Origin of the sequence: Acidiferrobacter sp. SPIII_3, from assembly GCF_003184265.1 — a bacterium.
GTDB lineage: Bacteria > Pseudomonadota > Gammaproteobacteria > Acidiferrobacterales > Acidiferrobacteraceae > Acidiferrobacter.
In genome coordinates this window covers 933,748-958,602 of record NZ_CP027663.1, presented here as the reverse complement: position 1 = coordinate 958,602, position 24,855 = coordinate 933,748, and the positions used below count along the sequence as shown (strand labels likewise).

At 64.3% G+C, this 24,855-nt stretch carries 23 protein-coding genes and 3 pseudogenes; 5 read left to right on the top strand and 21 right to left on the bottom strand.

What is annotated here, in order from left to right; all coding sequences use genetic code 11:
* Window positions 1-85 precede the first annotated feature (85 nt).
* On the top strand, window positions 86-1,711 hold the full coding sequence (locus C4901_RS05040; RefSeq protein WP_110136408.1) for an NAD(P)/FAD-dependent oxidoreductase: 1,626 nt from the start codon (window positions 86-88) through the stop codon (window positions 1,709-1,711).
* 328 nt (window positions 1,712-2,039) lie between these two features.
* Here C4901_RS05040 and C4901_RS05035 read toward each other — a convergent pair whose 3' ends face one another.
* From C4901_RS05035 to C4901_RS04960, 16 genes are all read right to left on the bottom strand, one after another.
* Window positions 2,040-3,074, bottom strand: coding sequence for an IS110 family transposase (locus C4901_RS05035; RefSeq protein ID WP_110136407.1), 1,035 nt, complete (start codon window positions 3,072-3,074; stop codon window positions 2,040-2,042).
* Between the two features lie 95 nt (window positions 3,075-3,169).
* Complete coding sequence (locus tag C4901_RS05030) at window positions 3,170-3,688, bottom strand: RNA polymerase sigma factor (protein WP_110136406.1); 519 nt, start codon at window positions 3,686-3,688, stop codon at window positions 3,170-3,172.
* On the bottom strand, window positions 3,685-3,918 hold the full coding sequence (locus C4901_RS05025; RefSeq protein ID WP_110136405.1) for a DUF2892 domain-containing protein: 234 nt from the start codon (window positions 3,916-3,918) through the stop codon (window positions 3,685-3,687). The genes C4901_RS05030 and C4901_RS05025 overlap by 4 nt, the downstream gene beginning before the upstream one ends.
* A 633-nt stretch (window positions 3,919-4,551) precedes the next feature.
* Window positions 4,552-5,298, bottom strand: a complete 747-nt coding sequence (gene gspN, locus C4901_RS05020; RefSeq protein ID WP_110136404.1) for a type II secretion system protein N — start codon at window positions 5,296-5,298, stop codon at window positions 4,552-4,554.
* Window positions 5,298-5,798: a type II secretion system protein GspM gene (gene gspM / locus C4901_RS05015; RefSeq protein WP_110136403.1), complete on the bottom strand. Its 501-nt coding sequence runs from the start codon at window positions 5,796-5,798 to the stop codon at window positions 5,298-5,300. The genes gspN and gspM overlap by 1 nt, the downstream gene beginning before the upstream one ends.
* Window positions 5,795-7,072 carry a type II secretion system protein GspL gene (gspL, locus tag C4901_RS05010; protein WP_168185554.1) on the bottom strand — a complete coding sequence of 426 codons (1,278 nt, stop codon included), beginning with the start codon at window positions 7,070-7,072 and terminating at the stop codon, window positions 5,795-5,797. The genes gspM and gspL overlap by 4 nt, the downstream gene beginning before the upstream one ends.
* A gap of 8 nt (window positions 7,073-7,080) precedes the next feature.
* Window positions 7,081-8,016: a type II secretion system minor pseudopilin GspK gene (gene gspK, locus C4901_RS05005; RefSeq protein ID WP_110136401.1), complete on the bottom strand. Its 936-nt coding sequence runs from the start codon at window positions 8,014-8,016 to the stop codon at window positions 7,081-7,083.
* A complete protein-coding gene (gene gspJ / locus C4901_RS05000) occupies window positions 8,013-8,606 on the bottom strand; it encodes a type II secretion system minor pseudopilin GspJ (RefSeq protein ID WP_110136400.1) in 594 nt (197 codons plus the stop codon). The genes gspK and gspJ overlap by 4 nt, the downstream gene beginning before the upstream one ends.
* The gene (gene gspI, locus C4901_RS04995) at window positions 8,603-8,983 is read right to left on the bottom strand and encodes a type II secretion system minor pseudopilin GspI (protein ID WP_168185553.1); all 381 of its coding nucleotides are present in this window, start codon (window positions 8,981-8,983) and stop codon (window positions 8,603-8,605) included. The genes gspJ and gspI overlap by 4 nt, the downstream gene beginning before the upstream one ends.
* Window positions 8,958-9,416, bottom strand: a complete 459-nt coding sequence (locus C4901_RS04990) for a GspH/FimT family pseudopilin (protein WP_110136398.1) — start codon at window positions 9,414-9,416, stop codon at window positions 8,958-8,960. Before C4901_RS04990 ends, gspI begins: the two co-directional genes overlap by 26 nt.
* Entirely contained in the window at window positions 9,404-9,829 is a 426-nt protein-coding gene (gspG, locus tag C4901_RS04985; protein WP_110136397.1) for a type II secretion system major pseudopilin GspG, read from the bottom strand. Before gspG ends, C4901_RS04990 begins: the two co-directional genes overlap by 13 nt.
* Window positions 9,830-9,834: 5 nt before the next feature.
* Window positions 9,835-11,046 carry a type II secretion system inner membrane protein GspF gene (gene gspF / locus C4901_RS04980; protein ID WP_110136396.1) on the bottom strand — a complete coding sequence of 404 codons (1,212 nt, stop codon included), beginning with the start codon at window positions 11,044-11,046 and terminating at the stop codon, window positions 9,835-9,837.
* A 2-nt stretch (window positions 11,047-11,048) separates the two neighbouring features.
* Entirely contained in the window at window positions 11,049-12,497 is a 1,449-nt protein-coding gene (gene gspE, locus C4901_RS04975) for a type II secretion system ATPase GspE (protein ID WP_110138526.1), read from the bottom strand.
* Window positions 12,490-14,700 carry a type II secretion system secretin GspD gene (gene gspD / locus C4901_RS04970; RefSeq protein WP_168185552.1) on the bottom strand — a complete coding sequence of 737 codons (2,211 nt, stop codon included), beginning with the start codon at window positions 14,698-14,700 and terminating at the stop codon, window positions 12,490-12,492. Before gspD ends, gspE begins: the two co-directional genes overlap by 8 nt.
* A gap of 88 nt (window positions 14,701-14,788) precedes the next feature.
* The gene (locus C4901_RS04965; RefSeq protein WP_168185551.1) at window positions 14,789-15,646 is read right to left on the bottom strand and encodes a type II secretion system protein N; all 858 of its coding nucleotides are present in this window, start codon (window positions 15,644-15,646) and stop codon (window positions 14,789-14,791) included.
* 199 nt (window positions 15,647-15,845) lie between these two features.
* Entirely contained in the window at window positions 15,846-16,301 is a 456-nt protein-coding gene (locus C4901_RS04960) for a hypothetical protein (protein ID WP_145960621.1), read from the bottom strand.
* Between the two features lie 878 nt (window positions 16,302-17,179).
* On the opposite strand from C4901_RS04960, the gene C4901_RS04950 reads away from it, so the two are divergent.
* On the top strand, window positions 17,180-18,241 hold the full coding sequence (locus C4901_RS04950; RefSeq protein WP_110136391.1) for an NAD(P)-dependent alcohol dehydrogenase: 1,062 nt from the start codon (window positions 17,180-17,182) through the stop codon (window positions 18,239-18,241).
* 11 nt (window positions 18,242-18,252) lie between these two features.
* Window positions 18,253-18,647: pseudogene (locus C4901_RS18840) on the top strand (cupin domain-containing protein).
* A 261-nt stretch (window positions 18,648-18,908) separates the two neighbouring features.
* Here the strand turns inward: C4901_RS18840 and ggpS are convergent.
* The 3 genes from ggpS to C4901_RS04930 are packed head-to-tail and all read right to left on the bottom strand — an operon-like array spanning window position 18,909 to window position 22,167.
* On the bottom strand, window positions 18,909-20,444 hold the full coding sequence (gene ggpS, locus C4901_RS04940) for a glucosylglycerol-phosphate synthase (protein WP_110136390.1): 1,536 nt from the start codon (window positions 20,442-20,444) through the stop codon (window positions 18,909-18,911).
* Window positions 20,423-21,181: an HAD family hydrolase gene (locus C4901_RS04935; RefSeq protein ID WP_205736196.1), complete on the bottom strand. Its 759-nt coding sequence runs from the start codon at window positions 21,179-21,181 to the stop codon at window positions 20,423-20,425. Before C4901_RS04935 ends, ggpS begins: the two co-directional genes overlap by 22 nt.
* Window positions 21,182-21,189: 8 nt before the next feature.
* On the bottom strand, window positions 21,190-22,167 hold the full coding sequence (locus C4901_RS04930) for an NAD(P)H-dependent glycerol-3-phosphate dehydrogenase (protein ID WP_168185550.1): 978 nt from the start codon (window positions 22,165-22,167) through the stop codon (window positions 21,190-21,192).
* Between the two features lie 737 nt (window positions 22,168-22,904).
* Between C4901_RS04930 and C4901_RS04925 the strand changes: the two genes are divergently transcribed.
* Both C4901_RS04925 and C4901_RS04920 read left to right on the top strand, forming a co-directional pair.
* Window positions 22,905-23,255: a type II TA system antitoxin MqsA family protein gene (locus C4901_RS04925; RefSeq protein WP_110136387.1), complete on the top strand. Its 351-nt coding sequence runs from the start codon at window positions 22,905-22,907 to the stop codon at window positions 23,253-23,255.
* A 252-nt stretch (window positions 23,256-23,507) separates the two neighbouring features.
* Window positions 23,508-23,759: a hypothetical protein gene (locus C4901_RS04920; RefSeq protein WP_110136386.1), complete on the top strand. Its 252-nt coding sequence runs from the start codon at window positions 23,508-23,510 to the stop codon at window positions 23,757-23,759.
* Window positions 23,760-23,772: 13 nt separating this feature from the next.
* On the opposite strand, the pseudogene C4901_RS18835 reads toward C4901_RS04920, so the two are convergent.
* Window positions 23,773-23,944 (bottom strand): annotated as a pseudogene (locus tag C4901_RS18835) (tyrosine-type recombinase/integrase); the annotation flags it as partial.
* Window positions 23,945-24,136: 192 nt separating this feature from the next.
* Window positions 24,137-24,280 (bottom strand): annotated as a pseudogene (locus tag C4901_RS19160) (hypothetical protein); the annotation flags it as partial.
* Between the last annotated feature and the right edge of the window lie 575 nt (window positions 24,281-24,855).

The window sequence follows — 24,855 nt, the reverse complement described above, 5'->3', positions numbered from 1 at the left end:
CACGGAAATCGGGTACAGTGGGGCCCCGCGACGTGCGCCAAGCATCGCGCGTGAATACCTGCCAAACCGCCTACGGACATTTTTGATGTTACGGCTGCTTGAAGTCCGACTCCCCTTGGATCACGACGAACACGCGCTACGTATCGCCATCACCCGAGCGCTCCGCGTGCCGGCGGCCGAGCTGCGCTCTTACACCATCGCCCGCCGCGGCTATGATGCGCGAAAGCCGGATCGCATCATGCTCGTCTACACGATCGATGTGACCACAGGTGACGATGCACGACTGCTGGCGCGTCACCACAAAGACCCGCGCATCGTCGCGCGCCCCGACACCCGCTACCAGCCGCCGGTGCATGCATCCCGTCCGCCACGCCCGCGGCCGGTGGTCGTGGGCCTCGGACCCGCCGGCCTGTTCGCGGGACTCTTGCTCGCACAGATGGGCCTTTGCCCCATCATCCTAGAGCGCGGCAAGCCGGTCCGCGCACGCACCGCCGATACCTTCGCCTTGTGGCGTGGGAAGGTGCTGAACCCGGAGTCGAATGTGCAATTCGGCGAGGGGGGCGCCGGGACCTTTTCCGACGGCAAGCTCCATAGCCAGATCAGCGATCCCTATCACTACGGGCATAAGGTCCTGGAGGAGTTCGTGCGCGCCGGCGCACCCCCCGAGATCCTCACGATCAGCAAGCCCCACATCGGCACCTTCCGCCTGGTGGGGGTCGTCGAGCGCATGCGCGCGACCATTGAACATCTGGGCGGAGAGGTCCGTTTCGAAAGCCGGGTGGTCGACATCGACCGTACGGGCGGCGCCATGCGCGCTCTCACGCTCGCCGACGGCCGCACCCTCGAGGCCAGTCACGTCATACTCGCCATAGGCCATAGCGCGCGCGACACCTTCGCTATGCTGCACGAGCGCGGGGTATTCCTGGAACCCAAGCCGTTTGCGATCGGCCTGCGCATAGAGCACCCGCAATCGCTCATCGATCGTTGCCGCTTCGGGCGCCACGCGGGTCACCCGCTGCTTGGCGCCGCCGATTACAAGCTCGCCTACCGCGCCTCCAACGGCCGCCCGGTCTACAGTTTCTGCATGTGCCCGGGCGGTACGGTGGTGGCCGCGGCCTCCGAGCCGGGGCGGGTGGTCACCAACGGCATGAGCCAATATTCGCGCAACGAGCGCAACGCCAATAGTGCCATCGTGGTGGGCGTGACAGCGGCCGACTTCGCCGGCGACGACGTCCTCGCCGGAGTGGCCTTCCAGCGCCATTGGGAGGAACAGGCGTTCGCCCTGGGCGGGGGGACCTACGAGGCCCCGGCCCAACGTCTCGCGGACTTCCTCGAAGGCCGGGCGAGTCACGGGCCCGGCGATGTCATCCCCTCCTACCAGCCCGGGGTGCGCTTCGGCGACCTGGGCGAGGCCCTGCCCGGCTATGCCATCGACGCCCTGCGTGAGGCCCTGCCAGCGTTCGCGCGCAAGATAACAGGCTTCGCACTCCCCGATGCCGTCTTGACCGGCGTCGAGACACGCACATCCGCCCCGCTGCGCATCACCCGCAACGATGATCACCAAAGCCGCAATACCCGTGGCCTCTACCCCACAGGCGAGGGCGCCGGCTACGCCGGTGGCATCCTGTCGGCGGCGGTCGACGGCATCAAGGCCGCCGAGGCCGTGGCCCGATCACTGGCCGCGGACCGGGTGGCCGGCGGACCGGGGTAAGAAAGCGCCGCGCCCATATCCGGATGGCAAACGGTCGCCCCCTGTTTGCCAAGCATTCAATCCTTGACGTCAAAGAGAATCGATTGCAGCCATACATCCGGACTTTTGATGAGACCTGTGTTTCTGTCCCTGATGGAATATGCGAAACGGCGCCTCATCACCTCATCGCACTCATGGTGCCATGGACCCCAGTAGGTTTCGCCGTTCACGGTCCGACCTCATTGCCATCACGTCATGATTGCCTGTGCAATCGTGGGAGCTTGCCTCCTATAACCCTCGGTTCATCACATCACTCATCTCATGCCCTGCCGGGCCTCTTAAGGCATACCTAGGCCGCAAGAGGCGAAGTCCTACCGCCCGGACGGTAAGTCCGTCCATGAGCCAGGAGCGCCCACACCATGCGCGCGTTCTTGTTGGCAAGCGCCACGGCCGCCACGTTTTTGGGGCGGCGATCGAGAAGGCGCTTTAGCCACGCCTCTTGCGTGAGCCTCGCTACGGACGCGCGAATCACGGCGCGCGCCCCGTGAATAAGAAGTGTCCGAAGGTACACGTCTCCGCGCTTGCTGATACCAAGAAGCGTGGGTTTGCCGCCACTCGAATGCTGTCGGGGCGCGAGCCCAAGCCAGGCCGCGAGTTGCCGGCCATTGGCGAAGGTCTTCGCATCACCAATCGAGGCCACGAGGGCCGTGGCTGTGATCGGGCCGATGCCCGGTATCTCTGCGAGTCTTCGGCTCTCGGCGTTCTGCCGGTGCCAAGCCTGAATCTGAGATTCGAGTTCGTCCACCTGGCAGTCGAGTTCCTTCAGATGGGTGGCCAGCCGGGCGATCAATGCGCGCAGCGTGTCGGGTAGGCCGTTCTCGGCATCTTCAAGGATCCGTGGGACCTGTTTGGCGATAGACGCGACGCCTTGCGGGATCACGAGTCCAAACTCTGACAGCAACCCCCGGATCTGATTGGCTTGTGCGGTGCGCGCCTTGACGAATCCTTGACGGGCGCGATGGAGGGCCAGGACCGCCTGATTCTCGATGGTTTTTATGGGCACAAAGCGCATGTTGGGGCGCGCCACGGCTTCACAGATCGCTTCAGCGTCGGCGGCATCGCTCTTGTTCGTCCGCACATAGGGCTTGACGAACTGCGGGGCCATCAGCTTCACGGTGTGTCCGAGAGCCGAGAGCTTGCGGGCCCAATGATGGGCACTGCCACAGGCCTCCATGCCGATCAAGCAGGGCTCTAGGTTGGCGAAGAATGTGAGAACCTGAGCGCGCTTGAGGCTTTTCCGGAACACCACCTTGCCCCGGCCATCCACCCCATGAACCGCAAAAACGGCCTTTGCGAGATCCACTCCTACCGTTGTAACCTTCATTGTCGCCTCCTTCCTGTCAGTGGTATGTCACACACTCCACCTTGGCACTCTTGATGCCGGTTAGGGAGGGGGCGACCATCCCATTACCTCAGCCATCAGGCGATCAGATACTCCCGCACAAGCTCGCGTGCGCGATGGAGCCGGCTCTTCACAGCCGCCGGGCTCAAGGCAAGGCGCGTCGCCAACGCCCCAATGGTGAGCCCCGCAAAGTCCCGCAAAAGGACCACCTCGCGGTAATGGGCGGGCAACGATTCGAGGGCGCAGACCAGATCAACGCGCAACGCCTCGTCGGGGCACGTGGCCAACCACTCTTCCATGCGCGCCTCATCGAAGACATCGAGCCCGAAAACATGCCGCTCCAGGCGCCGGCATTCCCGCCGTACAATGGTAAACAACCACCCGGGAAACGCCGCCACCGCACGTAACGAGCGCAGGCGGCGAGAGAGGACGAGAAGCGCTTCCTGCACGGCGTCATCGACATCGCTGATAAGGCAATGCCGATAGGCATAACGCCGTACATCCGGATGGCAGGCGCGCAGCAGTTGATCGAGCGCCGCGGCGTCACCCTCCTGAGCGGCCACGATTACCGGCGCCAGTATCCGTGTATCAATCATGGCACCCTCGGCCTCGATTCACTCACACCACGCCGCTCCAATCGGCGACCGGCGAGGGCACAGGCCGGACAAAATCCCAACACTCCGGTCAGCGCGAGCCCCAGCGCCCCCACCAGCATACCCACACCCCAAAGCCCGCCGACCTCCGTAAGCCCATAGATCGCCAGTCCGCCGCCCACGCCCAGACGCACGGCCCGCTCCCATACCGGCACATTCTTGATGTATATCATCTCCGCTCCTCCGACGTCCCCGACAGGACCTATCGGCCGCTAAGAGGTGGCTGGAAACGGTTTGGATGCGCGCCACGAAGCGGTAATGCAGTCCAGGACCCGTAGCCACCCGACCGCTACCGCCCCGCATGCCCATACGGGCGTACGCCCTCTGGCCGGATGGGATGGTCCCCGGTTCACCTGCGTCCTGCCGATACCGTCATGATCGTACGCTGCAGTTCGACGGGTCCCCAAGCATCGCGACATGGCGGACCGGCCAATCCATCGACCGCAGCATGGGACAAACGAAATGATGGGACAAGAACAAACCGTGGACGGCCGAGACGCATCAGCGCACGCCTATAATATCGGACACTCTGGTGTTCTTGCGACTTTGCGGGACAACACGAGGCTTGGCTGTCGGGATTTTCAAGGACCCCCGATTCCCCCGATCCCGGTCTATGAAGCAGCCACGACTTATGGCGCTGGTCGCCCGCAACGAGCGCAAGCCACGAAAAACGACGATGGGCGCTCTCGGCACCCTCGAAGGGGCCATGACGCAAGGGGCTTTCATAGGGTGGGTCTGAAAGCCGGCCGCCGCGACCACACCTCGAGCGATCCCCCATCCCGAACGATCGAGGATCCGGGCGGGGCCTATAAAGGCATCCGGAAGGTGACCCGGCGGCCGCCACGGCCATCCGGGACCCCGATGTTCCGCACAAGGCTCCCGAGACGCAATCCCCGGCCATGCACATCCCCGGTGAATGAAAGGACGCCGGACGCGAGCCGGTAGCGGCCGCGCCCGGTCACGCGTAGCGGGCCTGTCAGGGTGCGAATATGGTAAGCCAGGGCCTGGTTTGCGAGCACGAAACCTGCGGTATAGCTCCCCAGCGGATTCACCGGGGCGCTCACGAGCGCCGCCTGGTCCCAGGTCAAGGTCCCATGGCCGGAGGGATGCGGCCCCCATACGAGATTACGGGCGTGAAGCGCGAGATCGCCGCCGGGACCAAAGTTTTGCGCGGCCGGGACCAGCGTGGCGAGCGCACCGGCGGGCGCGGTGATGGCAAGGTCCGAGAACGTCTGGACCTTCCGCCCGAAGGCTATGCGCATATGTCCCTGCACCGCACCGGCAAAATACAGATCGTAGCCCGCGCGACCCTCGATGAGGGCGAACGGCGTAAAACGGAAACGGACACGGCTCAGGGGATCGGTCCCGGTATTCGTAGACACAAACAGCGCCAACCGCCCGTCCCAGATCGTGCCATGGATGTCGGCGACGCGCAGAAACGCCGGCAGGCCTCCGATCAGATCCGGCAGGACCACGCGCGCCGGGGCGGTCACCAGCAAAAAGACCGCATAGGCCCCGAGCGCCAACAGCACATAGAGAGCCTTGCGCCTCATCAGTGCGCGGCCAGGATCACCGAGCCACTCACAAGCCCCACCCCGGAAGGCGCGAGTTCAACACGCGACGCCTCGACCCCGCGTGCGCCCAGGTCTGCCAGGAAGCGCACCAGCGCATTGAACGGGACCTTGGTAAATACCGCCTCGGCCTTGTGCGCGCCCCGCGGCGACAACTCGCCGAGCGTGCCACCGATGGCCGCGCCCTGCGCCTGCTGCTCGATAAGACTCAAAAGCCCCGTGCCGGTGGGCGCATGCCCGACGTGCGCGCGCAGCGAGCGCACCATGGAGGCCTCACGGCGCATGACCGCGAGCGCCGCGCGCTGCCGCGGCAGCACATGCTCCCAGTGGGAGACGCGCGATGCCAAGGGCTGCCAGACGATGGCGTAGAACAGAAGTGGCACGACCATCAGAGCGCCGAGGAGCATCAGGCGACGCTCCTTTTCGCTGCGCGCAAGCCACAACGATTGCATACGGGATACCGCCGACGTAACGGCCTTCATGGAGATCTCCTTGTGATCGTGACCAGGGCCTGGACGCCGCCCTGGTGGCTCATGACGTGCGTCACCCGCACCGCAAGACCGGCGCGCACGAGATTCTGCTTTAGGGCCGTGAGGGCATCGAAATTGGCGAGACGCACGGCGCAACGGACTTGGCCGTGGCGATACTGAAGGCGCGTGAGATCGCCATGCGCAAGCCCCGCGAGTGCCGGACTCGCGGAGGTCAGGACCGCGAGAAAGCCCTGCGCGGCGCCGCCTGCACGCGCCGCCAGCCGCGCCACCCCCTGACGCATCTGCCGCGCCGGATCGAGCACCGGGGCGTTCGGGAAGTTGGCGCTAAAAAGCGATGTCATCTGGGCATGGACGCGCGCCTCCTCATGCGAGAACTCGACCCAATCGAACACCGTGCGCGCAAACCCCAGCACGAATACCAAAAGCAGCGCGATGAGTGCCGGCCGCAACGCGCGGATGGCCGCAAGACCGCTCGCGCCGACCGCACCACCGGTCTCCCCCAGGCGAAAGGGCGGTGTCTCGCCCGCGGCTATCGGTCGTGGATCGGCGATGACGGGGATGCCGAGTTCCGTCGCGATCAACACCCGCAAGGGCTCATCACCCCCGAACAATACGATCGCCTCCGGCGCGGCCCCGGTCTTTACCGCCTCCTCGAGGGCCTGACGAAGGGCTGCGGGAACCCGCGTCAGGGGGCTTGCGGCGCCAAAGCCACTGTAGAGTCCGGTGCGTACCGCCCATTGCCCGTCGCTGTAATGACACGACCAGCTGCGCGCGCGCCACGGGAGTGCCAGGGTCACCGGACAAAAGGTCGCGCTGAGCCGGGCCTCGTCTGCCGCCGCGCGCCACGCCGCCAGCCGCTCCTTGGCGGTCACCGCCACGAAGATCCCGGCGTCGGTCTCGCGGTGGGAAAACACCAAAGACTCGGGATCCGCCAGCAACTGTTCCTCGAGGAGATAGGGCAGGGCCTGCGCCAGGCGCGCGCGCCCGCGTCCCGGCCACTGCGCGACCGTAAGCAGGGTCTCGACGGCCGGGGTCCAGACGCGGATCGTGGCCCGACGGGCCACCTCCGGGAGTTCGCGCAGGGGCCCGCGACCGGTCTCGCCGTCCGGACCACGCCACTCGACAGCCGGATCCTCGGGGAAGGTCGGCGTCAGAAACACGTTCCAGGGCTGCGCCCCCGGGGCGCGCAGCCACGTCTGCGCCTGTTCGCGCCATTTCCCAAACCGTGAGCCCGAACCGGCGGGACCGCTGATGCCGACGCGCATAACGCCCCTTAGGTGTGTGTATGCCTGATCCGACGATGCTCCCATAACGCCTCCTGCCACAAGATAACGGTCCTCTGGCCGCGCACCGCGCGGTATAAGAGCGCCCGTCGGCGCATGACAAGGCCGCCGAAACGGGCGGTCACATGCGCCAGAAAATAATTCGTCTGCACGGCCGTCTGATAGGCCGGCTGCACACCCTGGGGAAGGGCCTGCTGGAATGCGGCCGTGCTGGCAAACGGCGTACGCAGCGCCTCATCGCCCAGGATCTGCGCCTGCTTTATGGTGAGGCCCGGGCACAAGGCCGCCAGCACCAAGGCCGGTGCGGTGTCCACATTGATCGGCGTCGCAAGCGGCAAGGCCGTGATATAGGGCCGCAACTTGTGCACGATCTTGGCACTGAAACCCTTCACGAGACGTAACTCGCTCACCCCGCTCAAGGGCTGCCGGCCGGCCCGGTACGGCGTGCGGCGCCCCAGATACACGGAGTCGAAGCCACCTCCGGGCGAACCCGGCGGGATCTCCCATGCCACCACCGCCTGCGCCAGCTCCGGGTTCAGGCCGACGAGTTGCAAGAGCCGCGTAAACACCGCGAGCGCGGTCGGCACCTCCTTGCCCGCCACCACGAGATCATTCAGATTGAAGCGTCCCTCCGGGTCCAGGAGCAGCGCGTGCACCGTCCCCCCGGCCACCGGGAATCGCGGCAGCGGCTGGGCCCATCGCTCGGTCAGATCATCGATCTGATCATGACGCCCCTCATCGGTGACCTCCACGGCGGCGAGCCGAAACGCCCCGTCCATGGCCGCGTGCGCCTGCGACAACGCACGAACGTTGGCGCTTTCCTTGAACCACACCGACTCGCCGCGCATGAGGGCGGCGGCGATGGTGGCCGTCAACGCCACCACCAACAGCGCCACGATGAGCGCAAGGCCCCGTTCGCTTTTCATCGGCCGACCGCAAACAGCCAGCGAATGTGCCGCCCGCCCTTCAAGGTAAGGACCACCTTCACCGCCGTCGGATCCGCGGCCGGCTGCCCGGCGAGCGGCCAGCTCCGCACATATAGGCCGTTGGATGCCAGCAGCCGCACGTGAAAACTCCGCACACCGCGCATCAAGACCTCCTTGGCCCGGCGCTCGCCAGGCGCGCGATCCAGGACCGCCCAACGCCGCCATATCAGCTGCCCATGCATGACCGTGTAATCGACGCGCCGCAGATCACTTGCCGGACCCGAGCCGAACGGTGGCGTGCCGCCGGTCGTGAAGTTGAGCCGCACCCCGCGGCCCATCCGGCGCACCATGAATGCCGGCACCAATGTACCCGCGCCGTCGCGCACCGGCCGCCCGCGCGCCTGGGCGAGATCATTGGCCAGCCGGTAGTAGGCGAGCCCGCGCGCCTGCCAGCGCACGCGTACGCTCTTTAACTGCGCGCGGATGGCCATCGCACGGTCAAGGCCGGTATAGGCGATCGCGCCGACGATGGCGAAGATCGCGATCGCCACCAACATCTCGAGCAAGGTGAATCCGCGGTTGCAGGTCATGGCTTGCGCACGAAGCCGACAAGCCGCATCAAGACCTGCGGCCGCCGCACACGGCGGACCGTGATCCGCACCCGCCGGATCTCCGGCAACGGGGTCGTCACGACCTTCGTCACCACCCGAAACCGCCGGCCGTCCTCACGGGCCTTTGTATGGCGCCGCCCGAGCGGCGGCCAATGAACGATGGCCTCCACGCGCGTCAACCGGTTCTCGGCCACCCACAGCGCCAAGGTCCGGTCCCGCAACGCGCCTGTGGTCGTGATCGCGCCGGTCAGATTGCGCATGACCGCAGCCAGCGCGATCGCCAGGATGAAAAGCGCGACCAGCACCTCGATCAGCGTGAAGCCCTCGCACCTAGCTGCGCGCCAGGCCTTTGACATGTCCATCATCATTGCCCGACACAAGAAAACGTCCGTGGCGCGTCACGATCTCGCAATGAAACGTGCGCCCAAGACCGCTTGGCGTGAACAACACGGCGCGCCGCTTCCCGAGACCCTTGATCACTGCGCCCGACGGCAGGCGCCGCGCCCGGAACAGCGCGCCCTTGACCGCCATGAAATGCCCGTGGTCGTTGAGCCTCTGAAAATCATAGCCGTGGGTCGTGAAGTCCACCCGATACGGCCGTCCGGTCACGATCGCCTGGGTGCGCGCCGCCTGGAGGAGCGCCACAAGACGCAGACCCTCGCGGCGCGCGGACACCCCGACATCGCGACCAAGGCGCGGCGCGACCACTCCCAGCATGATGCCGATCAAGGCCAGAATGACGAGGACCTCGAACAGCGTGAACCCACGCCGACCCCCTAGAGCTGCCATGACCCGATGACATCCTTCATACCATGACCCTTGCCGTGCGGCCCGTAGCTGAAAACATCCACACGCCCATGAATACCGGGATTCAGATACTGGTATGGCCGTCCCCAGGGGTCGACGGGCAGGCGCGGGAGATAGCCGCCGGTACGCCAGTCGGGGGCCGCCGGGCCCGAGGTCGGCTTCTGCACCAAAGCCTTCAGACCTTGCTGCTGGGTCGGGTATTGGCCATTGTCGAGACGATAGAGTTTCAGGGCGCTCACGATCGAACGGATGTCGTTCTTGGCCGCCACGATACGCGCCTGATTGGGCCGGTTCATGATCTTCGGCACGATCACCGCCGCCAGGATCCCTATGATCACCATGACGACCATGACCTCGATGAGGGTAAAACCGCGCGACCGCTGACTCTTGGGCATAAGGTTCACTTGATAAGTTGGTTCATGTCGAATATCGGCAGAAGGATGGCGAGCACGATGAACAGCACCATTCCCCCCATGACCAGGATCAATACCGGCTCGATGAGACTCGTGAGCGCCGTCACAAAGCCCTCCAGTTCCCGCGTCTGGGCCTCGGCGGCGCGCGCCAGCATGGTATCCAGGGACCCGCTCGCCTCGCCGCTGCTCACCAGATGGATCACAAGCGGCGGGAAGAGCTTGGCCCGCCCGAGCGAGCGACCGAGCGACCCGCCCTCGCGCACCTGGCGCTTGGCCTCCTCGACCGCCATCTGCATCGGCAGATTGGTCACGACGTGCAAGGCCGTGTCGAGCGCCGCCAAAAGCGGAATCCCGGAGCTCGTCAGGATCCCGAGCGTGCTCGCCAGCCGCGCCGCATTCAGGCTGCGGATGAGCCGCCCCAGCAGTGGCACGCGCAGCAAAAACCTCTGCCAGGCGACGCGCCGCTCCCGCTTACGCAGCAACCATCGGCCCACGAGCAGGACGGCAAGCCCGCCGGCCGGCCACAACACGCCCCCCTCCTTGGCGATATGGCTGATGGCGATCAAGGTCCGCGTGGCCCACGGAAGCGGCGCGCCGCTATCGACGAAGACCTGGGCGATCTGCGGCACGACATACACGAGCAGGCCGCCGACGATGGCCACGGCGACGATGCTGACCAGTGCCGGATAGAGAAACGCCACCCATACCTTCTGCGTCAATGCCTGGCGCTGCTCAGTGTAATCGGCCAACCTCTCCAGGATAACCGGGAGTTTTCCGGACTGTTCGCCGGCCTCCACGAGGTGCCGGTAGAGTGGTGGAAAAGACCCCGGGAAATCACCCAGGGCCTGCGCCAGGGGCTGCCCCTCGCGCACCTTGGTGCGTACCGCCGCGAGGATCTTGCGGGCGCGCGCCGACTCGCTTTGTTCGGTCAGGGCGTGCAGGCTCTCCTCGATCGGCAGGCCGGCACGCACCAAGGTCGCGAACTGGCGCGTGATGAGCGCAAGCTCCGCGGCCTTGAGACCGCCCTGCCAGCGGAACGCCCGCCGTTCGCTGCGTTCCTTGCCGATCGGCGCGATCTTGACGGGTATGAAACCCTTTTCGCGCAGAAGGCCGCGGACACGCCGCTCGGCATCGCCCTCCATGACCCCTTTGACAGCGCGTCCCTCGCTGTCTAGTGCCTCATACTCGAATGCCGCCATAATCAGTCACGGGAGACCCGCATAACCTCTTCGGTGGTGGTGCGTCCCTCGGCCACGACCCGCAGGCCGTCCTGATGGAGCGTCCGCAGGCCGCGCGAAAGCGCCACCTCGCGCAGCCGCGCCTCGGCCGCCCGGTCATGAATCAGGGCCTTCAAGGAGTCATCGACGGTGAGCAGCTCGTAGAGCCCGGTGCGCCCCTGAAATCCGGTCGAGCCGCATGCCGGGCAGGTCTTGGCCGCGCCCTGCGCCTGCCCATGACAGGTCCCGCACAAGGTGCGCACGAGGCGCTGCGCCAGGACCCCGAGGAGGGTCGATGCCACGAGAAACGGCTCTATGCCCATATCCACCAGGCGCGTGACGGCCCCCACCGCATCATTGGTGTGCAAGGTCGCAAGCACCAGGTGACCGGTAAGGCTCGCCTGCACGGCGATCTGGGCGGTCTCAAGGTCGCGGATCTCGCCGATCATGACGATGTCCGGGTCTTGTCTCAGAATCGAGCGCAGCGCCCGGGCAAAGGTCAGGTCGATCTTGGGGTTCACCTGGATCTGGCCCACGCCATCGAGTTCGTATTCGACTGGATCTTCGACGGTCATGATGTTCGATGTGCGCGTATTGAGCTCGCCCAGTGCCGAATAGAGTGTGGTGGTCTTGCCCGAACCAGTCGGACCGGTCACGAGAAAGATTCCATGCGGCTCATTGATGAGCCCGCGCAAGATTGCGAGTGTGTCGTCCGGCATCCCCAGGGCCCCCAGGTTCAGACGGCCCGCCTGCTTATCCAAAAGCCGCATGACCACGCGCTCGCCATGCGCGGTCGGAACGGTGGAGACACGCACGTCGATCGGCCGGCCGGCCAGGCGCAGGGTGATGCGGCCATCCTGGGGCAGGCGCTTCTCGGCGATATCGAGCCGCGACATGATCTTGATACGCGAAACCAACACCCCATGCGCGGCCTTCTGGGGTTCGATGACGTCGCGCAGCACCCCATCCACCCGAAAGCGCACCAAAGACCGGGTCTCGAACGCCTCGACATGGATATCCGAGGCCTGTTCGCGCACCGCCTGCGTGAGCAGCGCGTTGATGAGGCGCACCACGGGGGCATCGCCCTCGCTCTCCAGAAGGTCCTGGGTCTTTGGCAGATGCTGCGCGAGTTCGGCGAGATCGAGCTTGTCGTCGAGATCACCCATGATCTGCTGGGCCTGTGACATGTCGCGCGCATAGCCCGTATTGAGGGCCGCCAGAAACACCTCTTCGCCCACGGTGTTCAGCTTAAGCGGCCGTCTGAGCACGCGCTCGAGTTCCGCCAGCACCGCCCCCGGCACCTGCGCGCGCTGCCAGACCTCGACTTCCTCGCCGACAAGCCCCACGCTCATCACGCCATAGCGCTTGGCGAAGTGGTAGGGCAACTTGCCGACCCACTCCTTATCCAGCGGGCGCTCGATCATCTCAACCATGGGCGGCACCTGCGGGCGTTGCCTTTTTGTGCGTGGGATGCATTCCGGTCCCGGCGCGATGCTCCTTCAGGGGCGCCAGGTGGGGCTGATGGTAATTCGGCAATATCACCGACCGTGAAAACCGCACCGCGTCCTCCTCGGCCTGCATCATGGCGTAGCGCGAGGCCGTAAACCCTTCGCTCTGCTCGCTGTTGCGCACGATGACAGGCTTCAGGAAAACCATGAGGTTGGTCTTTTTCTTCACGCGCTGGCGGTACCTGAACAAGTTTCCTATCCACGGTATGTCGTCCAATAATGGCACGCCCTGCCAGTTGTTCTCGACTTCGTCACTGATGAGGCCGCCTAGAACTATGGTCTTGCCATTGGCCACGATCACCGTGGTCTTCAGTTCCCTTTTATTCGTGATGAGGTCGATTGCGCCGGAAAGGCTCGGCGCTATGCTCGACACGTTTTCATAGATCTGCATCTTGATGTTGTTGCCAGCCGTGATTTGCGGCTTGATCTTTAGCGTAAGGCCCACGTTCTTGCGCTCGACCGTCTGAAATGGATTGACGCCCACTGTACCTACGGTTCCCGCCGTGGAGTAGCTTCCGGTTATGAACGGCACATTCTGGCCGACCATGATCTTCGCCTCGGTATTGTCGAGCGTCAAAAGGTCTGGGGTCGAAAGCACATTCACACCCGAGACCGATTGCAGGGCACGCGCAAATGCCGACAGACCGACGACCGTTTGTCCGCCGGCAAGCTTGACCGTGCCGCTTATGAAACCGAGCGCAAGGCCCGCGTCATTGGCCAGGTTCGAAGGACTAGCAGCGGTCGAAACGATTCCTGAGCCCGTCAATGGGAAGTTCGTGACACCACCGACGGCGCCGCTCCCGGCCGGGGCCGCACCCGCCCACTGCACGCCGAGTTCGGCGGTATTATCGACCGTGACCTCGGCGATGAGCGCCTTCACGAATACCTGGGCCCGCCGTATGTCGAGCTTTGCTATCACCCCACGCAGGCTGTCATACACGGCATTGGGGGCGTTTATGATGAGCGCGTTGATCGACGGATCAGCCTGGACGAGCGAGGCCTTGATGGCGCGCGCCGAGACACGGTTGCGGACCATGGGTGCTCCTGGTGGCCCACCCGGCATGGACACCGGCATCACCGGCCCGCTCGGGCGCTTGCCGGCACCCTTCGCCTCCCCCTGCAAAAGACCACGCAGGATCTTTGCGATCTTGGTGGCCCGGGCGTTTCTGAGATACACCACATGCGTGGTCCCCCCGCTCGCCCCGCGCGCATCAAGCCTACGCACGAGCGCCTCGATGAATCTGAGCTTCTTCGCGCTCGCGGTACGCACGAGCAGGCTGTTGGTGCGCGTATCCGGGACGATGTAGACGGGGCTGTAGTTGCCGCTTGGCATGCCCGCGGCGTTGGGTAATTGGGCCTCGCCTAGGCGCACCAGGAGATTGGCAATGTCCACCGCGGACGCATAACGCACCGGGACTATGGCGATAGGTGCGCGCATCTCGGCCTCTATCCCATAGACGATGCGCAAAAGCCTGCGGATATTATCGGCATCGTCGGTAACGATCAGGGTGTTGGTCGGCGCATAGACAGACAGGATTCCCGCACTCGACATCAAGGGCCGCAGCAGAGGCATGACCTGCGCCGCCTGACCCTCTTCGATCGGTATGATCTGGGTCACCAATTGATCTCCCCCGTGCGGCCAGTAACCGCTGACCGGTGCCGCCTGGCGGGCGTTCGCTTGAGGCAGCACCTTGACCACGCCGCCCGGGCCCGCGACCGCCGTAAACCCTTGCGCCTTCAAGGCGCTCACAAAGATCTGGTAGGCGGCCTTCACGGATACGGGCGTGGTGGATATGATCGTCACCTTCCCCTGCACCCGCGGATCGACCAGGAAATTTTTGCCGGTAAGCTCGGCGACCGTGCGGATCACGGCGCGAATGTTGGCGTTATTAAAGTTGAACAGCATCTCGCCCGGCGGAATCCTGCGAGACGTGCTGACCACCGTCGATCCGCTCCGCGCCATGGCCGGCGCCGTACCGGGACTCAGCACGGGATGTGATGGGGGCGTGGTCGCAAGCGTGGTACGCGCCCCCACCACGGGATGCTCCGGGCTCGGACCCGCGTGTTCATTCGCGGCCTGGGCCGGCGATTGCAAGGACGCCAGTAACAGCGTTAGAACGATCCCCACCCATGACCGGCTAGCACACGGCCGGCTACATACCCACTTACCCATCGGTACTCCGTCCTTAGAAAGGGTATCCACCACACAAACAGACTCATGGGGCTTGCATCGTGTACTGAAAGACCTTCATGTGTCCGTCGCGCGCCACATCCACTGTGACATCACCACTTTTGGCGCCAGCGATATACGCGCTGACCGCCGCGCCCAGAGAATTCACGGGCTGCCCATTCACCTCCTCTATGACATCCCCCTGACGCAGACCGAGACTCGCAAAGGTCTGCGCAGGAGCGCCCTTGACCAGCACGCCGCCCTCCGGCCCGGGCACAAGCCACGACTTCAAGGTCGCATTCGACACACTCGCAAACGCCGCCACTACGGATGGCTTCACGGGGACCGTAACGGCGGGCGCCGACCCTGAGGGATGAGGCCGCGCTGCCGCCGGGGTGGGCGCCGCCGGCGTGGAGGGGGTTGCCGATGCCGGCGGCACCTCGGGCTTGCGGGAATACAGCAAAAGGCTCTCGAGTCGACCGTTCTGCCGCAGAATGGCCCGGTCTGCGGTGACCGCCGCCAGAACCACGCCCGGAGACACGCTTGTCCCGACGAGGTACGGATGCACCTTGCCACTTGGCCCGGCGATCAGCGCCACGCCCGGATGGCCCGCCACCAGTCCCGAAAGGGTCAGCGCCAGATGGCTGACCGGGATCGCCGCCAGGCTCGTTGCCGGCGACTGGCCGAATAAATGGCTTTTCAGCAACACCCGCAGTGGTGGTGGCGCGGACTGCGCCCTTGTGACGGGGGCCGATGCGGCCCGCACCGGCGACGAAAGCGCCCCCCAGGTCCAGTGCGCCAGGACCGCCGCAAGACCGACGATTGCAACGCCATTGACGACCTTTGCCGTGCGCGGCTTGGCGGCAGCGGCGAGAAGCCGCCCACCGAGAGCCTGCCAGGACATTTTGCTCTGCTGCCATTGCTCCGTTTGCATTGGCGCATTATATCCGTCCGCCACGCGCGTCCCATCCTGGTTTTCGAGGTATCCAAACCGGCCTCATCCGGGCAAACGCATGCTCGATGCGGCCCTCTCGGGTTTACGGGGGCTATCGCGACCGGATAAAAGGCTGTGACCAACCGGCCGATGGCGCGTCAACCGGCCGTCAAAGCCACGCGTGCGCCGCGAATACCCGGGTGGCTTCGGCCGACAACTCATCCTTGAGCTTGGTTAAATGAACGGAAATATCAGGCGCCACATGCAGCAGATCCTGGGTGAGCGTTCTCGGCTTCTGCAAGGTCATGAGGCTGAACCCGGTCGCGACCCTTCGAAGACCATGAAACGCCACGGCGCGATACGGCCGGCGACCGAGCCAGGCGTTGGACCAGAGGGCAGGGGGTGCGGCATTGGCTGTAAGAACGATGCGATTCGTTCCCGCCATCGTCGCACGCACAAGCTGGCCCTTGTTCCAGTAACTCGAAACCAAGGCCGCGCCAATCAATCCCATGGTTGCGAAAGCCCCGAGTGTCCAGAAAAGCCCGTGTCGAGAAGACCAAAGAACGCTGCTTTCCGGTAACGCACGCCCCCCGAGGCATTGCGAAAGCCGTTTCGTTGTTTTCATGTGTCTCTCCTTATGCTCTCCGTGCGAAACCATCCTATAGCACCCTTGAGTCCGCATAAGTCGGACCTAAGTAGGATGTGCACGTCCACCAAAAAGGTGGTTTGGCATTATGACAGACGAGCCCGCCCCTGTCCAAGAACCAACGCCGGCCACGGCGCGCCGTGTACACCCCCCGCAAATGCGGCACGGGCGCCGGTCATGCGCATTTCCGCTATTTCTGAACATGAGTTCGCGGGCCTGCGGGAGTTGTCATCCGTTTTGCGGACCCCTCGCCGCCTTAAGATCGCGTGATCGGCGCGCTTTTTTGGTCCTGTTGCGCGCCCCTTTTTCTTAAAGAATGCCGCGAACCTGCGCATACTTGTCGCCGACCCGCTCATTTGGTTTAATGGACCGGTTCCCAACGCCGGCCACCGATCGCATGCGTCCTTTTCGGCGCCGCGTGTTCATGCCGATTTGCCAAGGAGATCGGGCCCGGCCATGGCGGCGGGGTAAAGAGGCGCGCATCGATGCGCCCACCATGGTAGAGGGGGGCGCGTCCCACCCGCAAGACAGAGGTTCGCCGCCGCGCCGGCAACCCTGATTCATGGACATCCACCGGCTTTGTGGGATGGAGATGAATGATGAGCGCACGCCGACACGCGCAACACCTTTGGTAATCCGGATGGCGGCACGTGGACGGCCGTCGCGCCGCGAATACCGATACCCACATCAACACCACAAGATGCCGGTGCGCGTCGACCGCCGCCTGAGGCATGTGCGGACGCCCTCAAGTGCGAAGCGGTCCGCGTAGGGGCTTTTTGATGGATCGGGTTTGGCGGCATGGAACGGTTTATCGCCGCCAGGCGAAAGATATGATGAAAAACATAAGAGAGGCCGTAATGACGATACAATCGAGAGGATACGCGACGCAATCGGCAACCGCGGAGCTAAAGCTGTTCACGTTCGAGCGTCGCGACCCAAGGCCCCAGGATATCGTTCTCGATATTCTGTTCTGCGGCATCTGTCACTCGGATATCCATTCGGCGCGCAATGAGTGGGGCTGGACCTCCTATCCGTTTGTTCCCGGACACGAGATCGTCGGGCGGGTCGCCGCGATCGGCCGTGAGGTCAAGGGCTTCCAGGTGGGTGAGCTGGCGGGCGTCGGTTGCATGGTAGACAGCTGCCGCACCTGCCCGTCCTGCGAGGCCGGTCTGGAGCAATACTGTGACAACGGCTTTACCGGCACCTACGGTGGCGAGGACAAGATCGGTGGAACACCGCACGCTTTGACGTTTGGCGGCTATTCCGACACGATCACCGTGGACGAACGCTTCGTCCTGCACATCCCGGAGAATCTCGATCCGGCGGCCGCCGCCCCGCTTCTGTGTGCGGGGATAACCACTTATTCCCCACTCAAGCACTGGAACGTCGGCGCCGGCCAGCGGGTCGGTGTCATCGGCCTCGGAGGGCTCGGTCACATGGGGGTGAAATTCGCGCACGCCATGGGGGCGCATGTGACAATGATCACGACCTCACCTTCCAAAGGCGAGGATGCGAGGAAGCTCGGTGCGGACGAGGTGCTGATCTCCACGCAGGGCGAGGCCATGAAACAGGCGCGGGATCGCTTTGACTTTCTGCTGAACACGATTCCCGTGGGTCATGATGCGGACCCCTATATGGCGCTATTGAAACGCGACGCGACAATGGTGATCGTAGGTTCCGTGGAACCCCTCAAGAAGGTCGACGGGATTCCCTTGATATTCCGACGGCGGTCTTTGGCGGGATCGTTGATCGGCGGCCTGCCGGAGACGCAGGAGATGCTGGATTTCTGCGGCCAGCACAACATCGTGTGCGACATCGAGCGCATCTCGATAAAGGATGTCAATGAGGCCTATGACCGCACGGTCCGGGGCGATGTCAAATACCGTTTCGTCATCGATATGGGGACTCTCGGGTCCTGAGGGAGGCTGCCATGATTTTGACACGCGCGGGATCCGCGCCGTCTCAAAGAGGTCCTGCGGAGTGGTATACCGGGATCGTCCGCATAGACCCCATTCACTCGCCGACGGGGCCCTCGCGGATGGGTGCGGCAAGCGTCACATTCGAGCCGGGGGCGCGGCCCCATTGGCATACGCATCCACTCGGACAACTGCTGATGGTGACCGCGGGGCGCGGGTGGACGCAATGCTTTGGCGAAGCGAAAGCGGAGATCCGGGCGGGTGACGTCATATGGTGTCCCCCGGGCCACAAGCATTGGCACGGCGCCACACCGGACATGGCCATGACCCATATCGCCCTTCAGGAGGCTCGGACGGCCGGATGGTCGATTGGCTGGAGGCGGTCCTGGACGATCAATACCTGGCCTAGCAAGCCATGAGAGGCGCTATTCACCCCTCGGGATCAAGCCGGGGTCGTATCGGCGTTGGCATCTGACCGGGAATCGCCGCCACGCCCTCGGGGGGTCCCTGCGCGGGCCTCTGGCGGCCTTTCGGCGGGGCGCGTCAAGATGGGGGAGGAAGATCACGATATCGCGGTCTCGCGCCCCGCCCATGCCACTCATAGCGCCCACAAACCCTGTCTTGGCACTTAAGGATCTGCGCACGCCCGACATTGGGCAGGCTCGCGAATCTAATGCGTGCTGACTTTGTCCTTGCAATCCCGAAACGCTCCTCCCCCTTGGCCCCGCGCGGGACTCACGCGCGAAAAGAGTTCCAGGATGTGCGCCGTCCAATGGCGGATATCGAGACGTGTCACCTGCTCAAACATGCGCTCCATGCGCGCCCGCCGTTCCGCGCGCGGCATATCGATCGCCTCATCGATGGCCCGATCCATGGAATTGCGGCTGTAGGGGTTCGCCAGAACCGCACCCCGCAGCTCGATTGCGACACCCGCGAATTCCGAAAGCACGAGCACCCCGTCACTCCCCTCATTAGCCGCCGCGAACTCCTTGGCCACCAGATTCAGGCCATCACGCAACGGCGTCACCCAGCAGATGTCCGCCGCACGATAGCAACACAAGACCTCCTCAAAGGGCATCGGATTGGTGGATAGCATGATAGGCAGCCACGTCAGGGACCCGTAATGGCCATTGATGCGCCCCACGGTCTGCTCAATCTGCTGCTGCGCATTGCGATAGACACGCATGCCGTCGGCCGGCGCCACCGTCGTCAGGATCAACTTCACGCGCCCGCGCAGCTCCGGGCGGCGCTCCAGAAGGCGATCGAAGGTCTCGAGCATCTGATGCACGCCTTTCGTATAATCCACGCGGTTTATCGAAACGATGAGGATATCCTCCTTGATCTCCTCGCGGATCGCCCGCACCCGTGCCTGCCCGCGTTCGCTTTCGACGATCGCGCGTATGAGCTCGGGATGGGTACCGATGGGGGTCGCATCGATATGCGTGACATGGCCCTGAACCGTCACGGAGCGCGGCGCGGTGTCCTCTGTCAAGGCCGTGCCGACATTCTGCCATTCGGGAGGCACCGGGCCATCTTCCATGACCGCCGCCGGCCGCAAGGCCTTGACGAGCGCGCCGAAATTGCGCGCATAGCGCGCCACGTGAAAGCTCACGAGATCACAGGCGAGCAGGCTCTCCAGGATCTCCTCGCGCCATGGAAGAATGCAAAAGATATCGGGCGCCGGAAAGGGCGTGTGATGGAAGAACGCCAACGTGACATCCGGGCGTCGATCACGCACGAATTTCGGAACAAGCCACAGGTTATAATCATGCACCCACACAACCGCGCCGGGCGCCGCCTCCGCGCATGCCGCCTCCGCGAAGCGCTTGTTGACATCACGGAACGTGGCCCAATCGGTGTGTTCGGTGCTAAAGGCGTACGGGAGGCTGTGGATCACCGGCCACAAAGCCTCTTTCGATGTGATATGGTAGAACTGGCGGACTTGATTACCATCGAGCGGCAGGCGCGAGACCTCGTAACTCCCGTAGCTGTCCTCCACGGTAATGCGCGACTGAAATGCCCCTTTCTTGCCAGCCGGGGCCTTTTTCCAGGCAACCCAGGTGGCGCGCTCGACGTTTCCGAAAAACCCCTTCAGCGCCGGCACGATGCCGTTGGGGCTCTTGTTCTCCACGAGCACCGTGCGGCCGTCGACGATCTTCTCCTCGTAAGGCTGGCGATGGTAGACTATGACAAGCGGTGTTCCCATAAACTCCCCCTTTCGTGGAATACCCTGAGCGCTTCTAGCACTCCGGCCGCACCGGGCTTGGTACTCAGATGCACATTGGGCCGCGCGCGGACGGCGCGCACCAGTCCGGCCTCGCTGTTGCCGACGGCAACACCGGCAAGCCCGGTCTCGAACAACGACAAATCGTTCAGTGTATCTCCGGCAACCAGCGTGCGCTCATGCGCGATCCCCAGGGCGGTGAGTGTCCTTAGAAGCGTCGGGCCCTTGCGCACTCCGGGCGGAAGAACATCGAAATAGCGCTCATCCGAGAGCAGAACCTCGAACCCGAGTTGCTCCACGTCCGCCTGCGCGGCCATCGCCTCGCCGTGATCGCTGTAGTAACGCGAGACCCGCCGCCCTTCCACGACCGGCTGCGGGGTAAGCCCGGGATAGCGCGCAAGCACCTTCGCGATACGCGCGGGCGCATCCTCGGGCCAGCGCGCGTCGAGCCACGACTCGATGTCGGCCAGCGGGCGCCAGTCGGGACCGGCGGCGACACTCGTACCGACATTGGCAATCACATGATCCGGGCGCACCGGCAAGCGATCCGCCAGTTCACGCATGAACCCCAAACCACGCCCGCTGACGAAGATCACTATGAGTTCGTCGCGGCGCTCGGCGATCCATCTATAAAGCGCGGCGCGCGCGGCCAGCGCCCCTCCCAGGAAGGTGCCGTCGAGATCCGTGGCAAGCACCGTGCGTTTACGGTCTTCGGCCACCGCCACCCTCAATCCACACCCAGCAGGCGCTCGAGCGCCTGCTCCGGGGATATCTCATGCGCCCATAGCGCGCGGATCACCGGCGGCAGACGCAGGTCAATGTCCGCATCCTGCTCAAGCATGCGCACGGCCTCGGCGGTGCTGATGCCTTCAACCACCCCGGCCGGCGGTTCATCGCCGCGCGCCAATGCCACACCCAGGCGGTAATTGCGCGACTGGGTGCTTGCACACGTGAGAAACACGTCGCCCGCTCCGCAGCTCCCAAGCAAGGTCTCCGCGCGGCCGCCCAGCGCCACTGCCAGCTTGCGCATATCCTCGAAGCCGCGTGTGATGATCGCTGCGCGCGCGTTCTCGCCAAACCCCCGGCCAGCCGCCATACCACAGGCAATGGCGATGACATTTTTCAGGGCACCACCCACCTGCGCCCCCACGACATCGTCTGTGATCGCCACCGAGATCCCGCCCCTGGCGAGACGCGTCTTGAAGGTCTCGGCAAACTCACGCGCCCCTCGGCCGACGGTCTTTTGGCCCGCCAGCGCCGCCATGGCAAGCGTCAACACGGTCGGTTCTCCCCGCGTGACCTCGGCGGCGAAGCCGGGACCTGTCAGCACCCCGACGAGACGCCCGGCGAACACCGCCTCCGCAACCTCCGTCATAAATGCACCACTGCCTTTCTCGAGCCCCTTGCTCGCAAAAAGCACGGGGACATCGGCCGGCAGAAGCGGTCCGATGCGTCGCGCAATCACGCGCAAGGCGCTACTCGGAACCGCCATCACCACCACTTCGGCGCCGCGCAGTGCGCCTGCAAGATCCGTGGTGGCCGCAAGCCCTTCCGGCAGCTGAACATCGGACAGGTAGGCCGGATTACGGCGCCGATCACGGATCGAGGCCACCACACGCGCCTGACGCGTCCAGAGATTCACGAGGTAGCCACCGCGCGAAAACGCCGCTGCAAGCGCCGTACCCCAGGCCCCGGCACCAACCACGGCCGCTACTGGCGGATACGCACCATCCCCGATCCGTCTATCGTGCGATAAGGGTAAACATTCGATTTTCATATGGCCCCGGTTTACCTTCAACCGCAATGTGGCGCTCTTTCCGGGACGCCGGAATACCCTTGACGATCAGGAGGACGCACGGCAATCGAAGATCCGAACGCCATTAATACAAGAGAAGCCAGGATACCCCTACAAACACCCACAAAAGCGATCGCCTCTTGCACAGTAAAGAGGAAATGAAGGAGGCGCGCGGAATGAGACCGAGCGCGTTTAAGGGGTCCATGATATCACATGGGGACCGAGCATAACAGCCGTACCGGAAGTCGCCGCGTAGCGCCGACGCGAATCGCAGGGCGATTTGCGCGCCGGTTGGTATCCATATTAGGTACGCTTATATGGTATAAACGCGAGTGCGTTTTCATACGACTCGAATCGTAGTGGCGGATCACAATCCTTCATTGGCAGCAACCTTATTGATTCATTGTCCAGTTCCTCGGAGAGGGTGAAAGACAAGGCCCACTTACCAAACCGGTCCCATGACGACCACCGGGCGCCAGCGCGGGAAGGTCTCTTTCTTGGGGAAGACCGGGATTGAGGCGCGCCAGCGCCTGGCGCAAACGCCCTTCCATGACCCCATCACGATAACGGGACCAGCGCGCGCCGTTTGGGCGGGGAAACAGGCCATGTAGCCCTAACCATGCACCAATGGGACTGACACCCGTGACCTGCCTTACACCTACAAGGGTGAGACCACGGCCATCCCGGCAGTGTCGGGTGAGTTCTGTCCGGCGTGCGGAGAGGTGATTCTCGAGGCCGGCGAATCCGATCGCGTCATGTGTGAAATGAAGGCGTTTGCGAAGCAGGTTAACGCCGCTGTCGTTGATCCCGCCTTCATTGTCCATGTGCGCAAGAAGCTCGCCCTGGACCAACGCGAGGCCGCCGAGATCTTCGGGGGCGGCGTCAATGCCTTCTCGCGTTATGAGACCGGCAAGACAAGACCGCCACTGGCCCTTGTAAAGCTTCTTAGGGTACTGGATCGCCATCCCGATCTTCTCACGGAAGTGAGGAGTGTCTGAGCGCTCCCCAAAGCCCCCATGCGGGGGGCCACCCGTCCAAGCCTTGGCCACCCCCCGGCGGGGTCGGCCGACTTCGTACAACGCAGGCGACACGCTCCAGGGCCGTGACCGGGATTAGGGCCTCACGGGGATCGTTCGGGAGGCCCCACGGCGCTCCGAACGCAGGGCCCGTCGCCCGTGTTGACCCCACCCGCGCAATCGCCGTCCGGACGGTCTATAATTTCGTTACTGTCACGGAATAGGAGCGCGTCCATGCCTCGCCCACCCCTCTACAAAAGCGGCCCCATGACCCCTGCCGAGCGCCAACGCGAGAAGCGCGCCCGGGACAGGGAGACGATTTGGGGTCCGGACGGCGACGAGAAGGAACTATCCGACAGCGGCCTTATCGAGCAGCTACGCATCGCGTTTGCTAAGGACCGCCAGGCCATCCGGGCCGGCCGGCGCAACCGCTCCACGGGCGCTATTACGCGAGCGCTGTTGAAGGAGGTGGGGCGGCGGGTATAGCGTTACTGTCACGCTACCCCAGCAACTCCGCCAAATCTTCCGCCCGCAGGTGCGTGTACCGCTTGAGCATCTGCAGCGTCTTGTGGCCGGTGATGGCCGCGACCTCCATAGCCCCAAACCCCTTCTCCGACAGCCGGGAAGCCGCCTCGTGGCGCAAGTCATGGAAGGTCAGTCCGGTGATGCCGGCGGCCTTGCGTCTTGTGGCCGGTGATGGCCGCGACCTCCATAGCCCCAAACCCCTTCTCCGACAGCCGGGAAGCCGCCTCGTGGCGCAAGTCATGGAAGGTCAGTCCGGTGATGCCGGCGGCCTTGCAGACCCGCTCGAAGGCCTGCGAGATGGAGTCCGGGCGCATGCTCCACACGTGGCCGTCTATACGCCGGGGGAGCGCGTCGAGGATGGCGACGGCCGTCGTGGACAGCGGTATCCGCCGGGGCGTGCCCGTCTTGGTCTCCGGGATCAGCAACACCCGCGCCTGGCGGCATTGCGGGCCGGACGGCCCGTCCAGGTGATCCCATCGCATGATCAGCAACACCCGCGCCTGGCGGCATTGCGGGCCGGACGGCCCGTCCAGGTGATCCCATCGCATGGCCGCGATCTCCCCGCGGCGCATGGCGGTCTCTATGGCCCAGGTGATGAGGGAGCCGACATTGCCCCCCGCATGGGGGGTCGAGTCGTAGGCCCGTGCGGACGCCAGAAGGCGGGATTGCTCATCGCCGACGAGACGCCGGTTACGGGCATTGTTTACCTTGGCCCGTTGGAATTTCTGTGGGTGTCGTGGAGCCGTTTGCAAAATTCACCACACCCAGCCGGGAGGCCAGGGCGGGGGCCATCAGGACCGCCCCCAAAACCAAAAGCCACTTCATGATGTACTTCATATCGTCAATCTCCTTTGGCCCCTGGAATTCGGGCCTTGGAGTTATCGGCGGGGGCGGAACTTTTTGCGTGCGTTGCCTGGAATCGACCGCGTTTGTAGAGTCTTACTCTTGACTAGACAGTGCCAACTTTTCCTATGCTGCCAATTTGTATTTCTCCTGCGGCGCATCGTGACGACGATATGTCTCGATTATTTTCTCGAGGCCAGGGAATTTAGCGGCA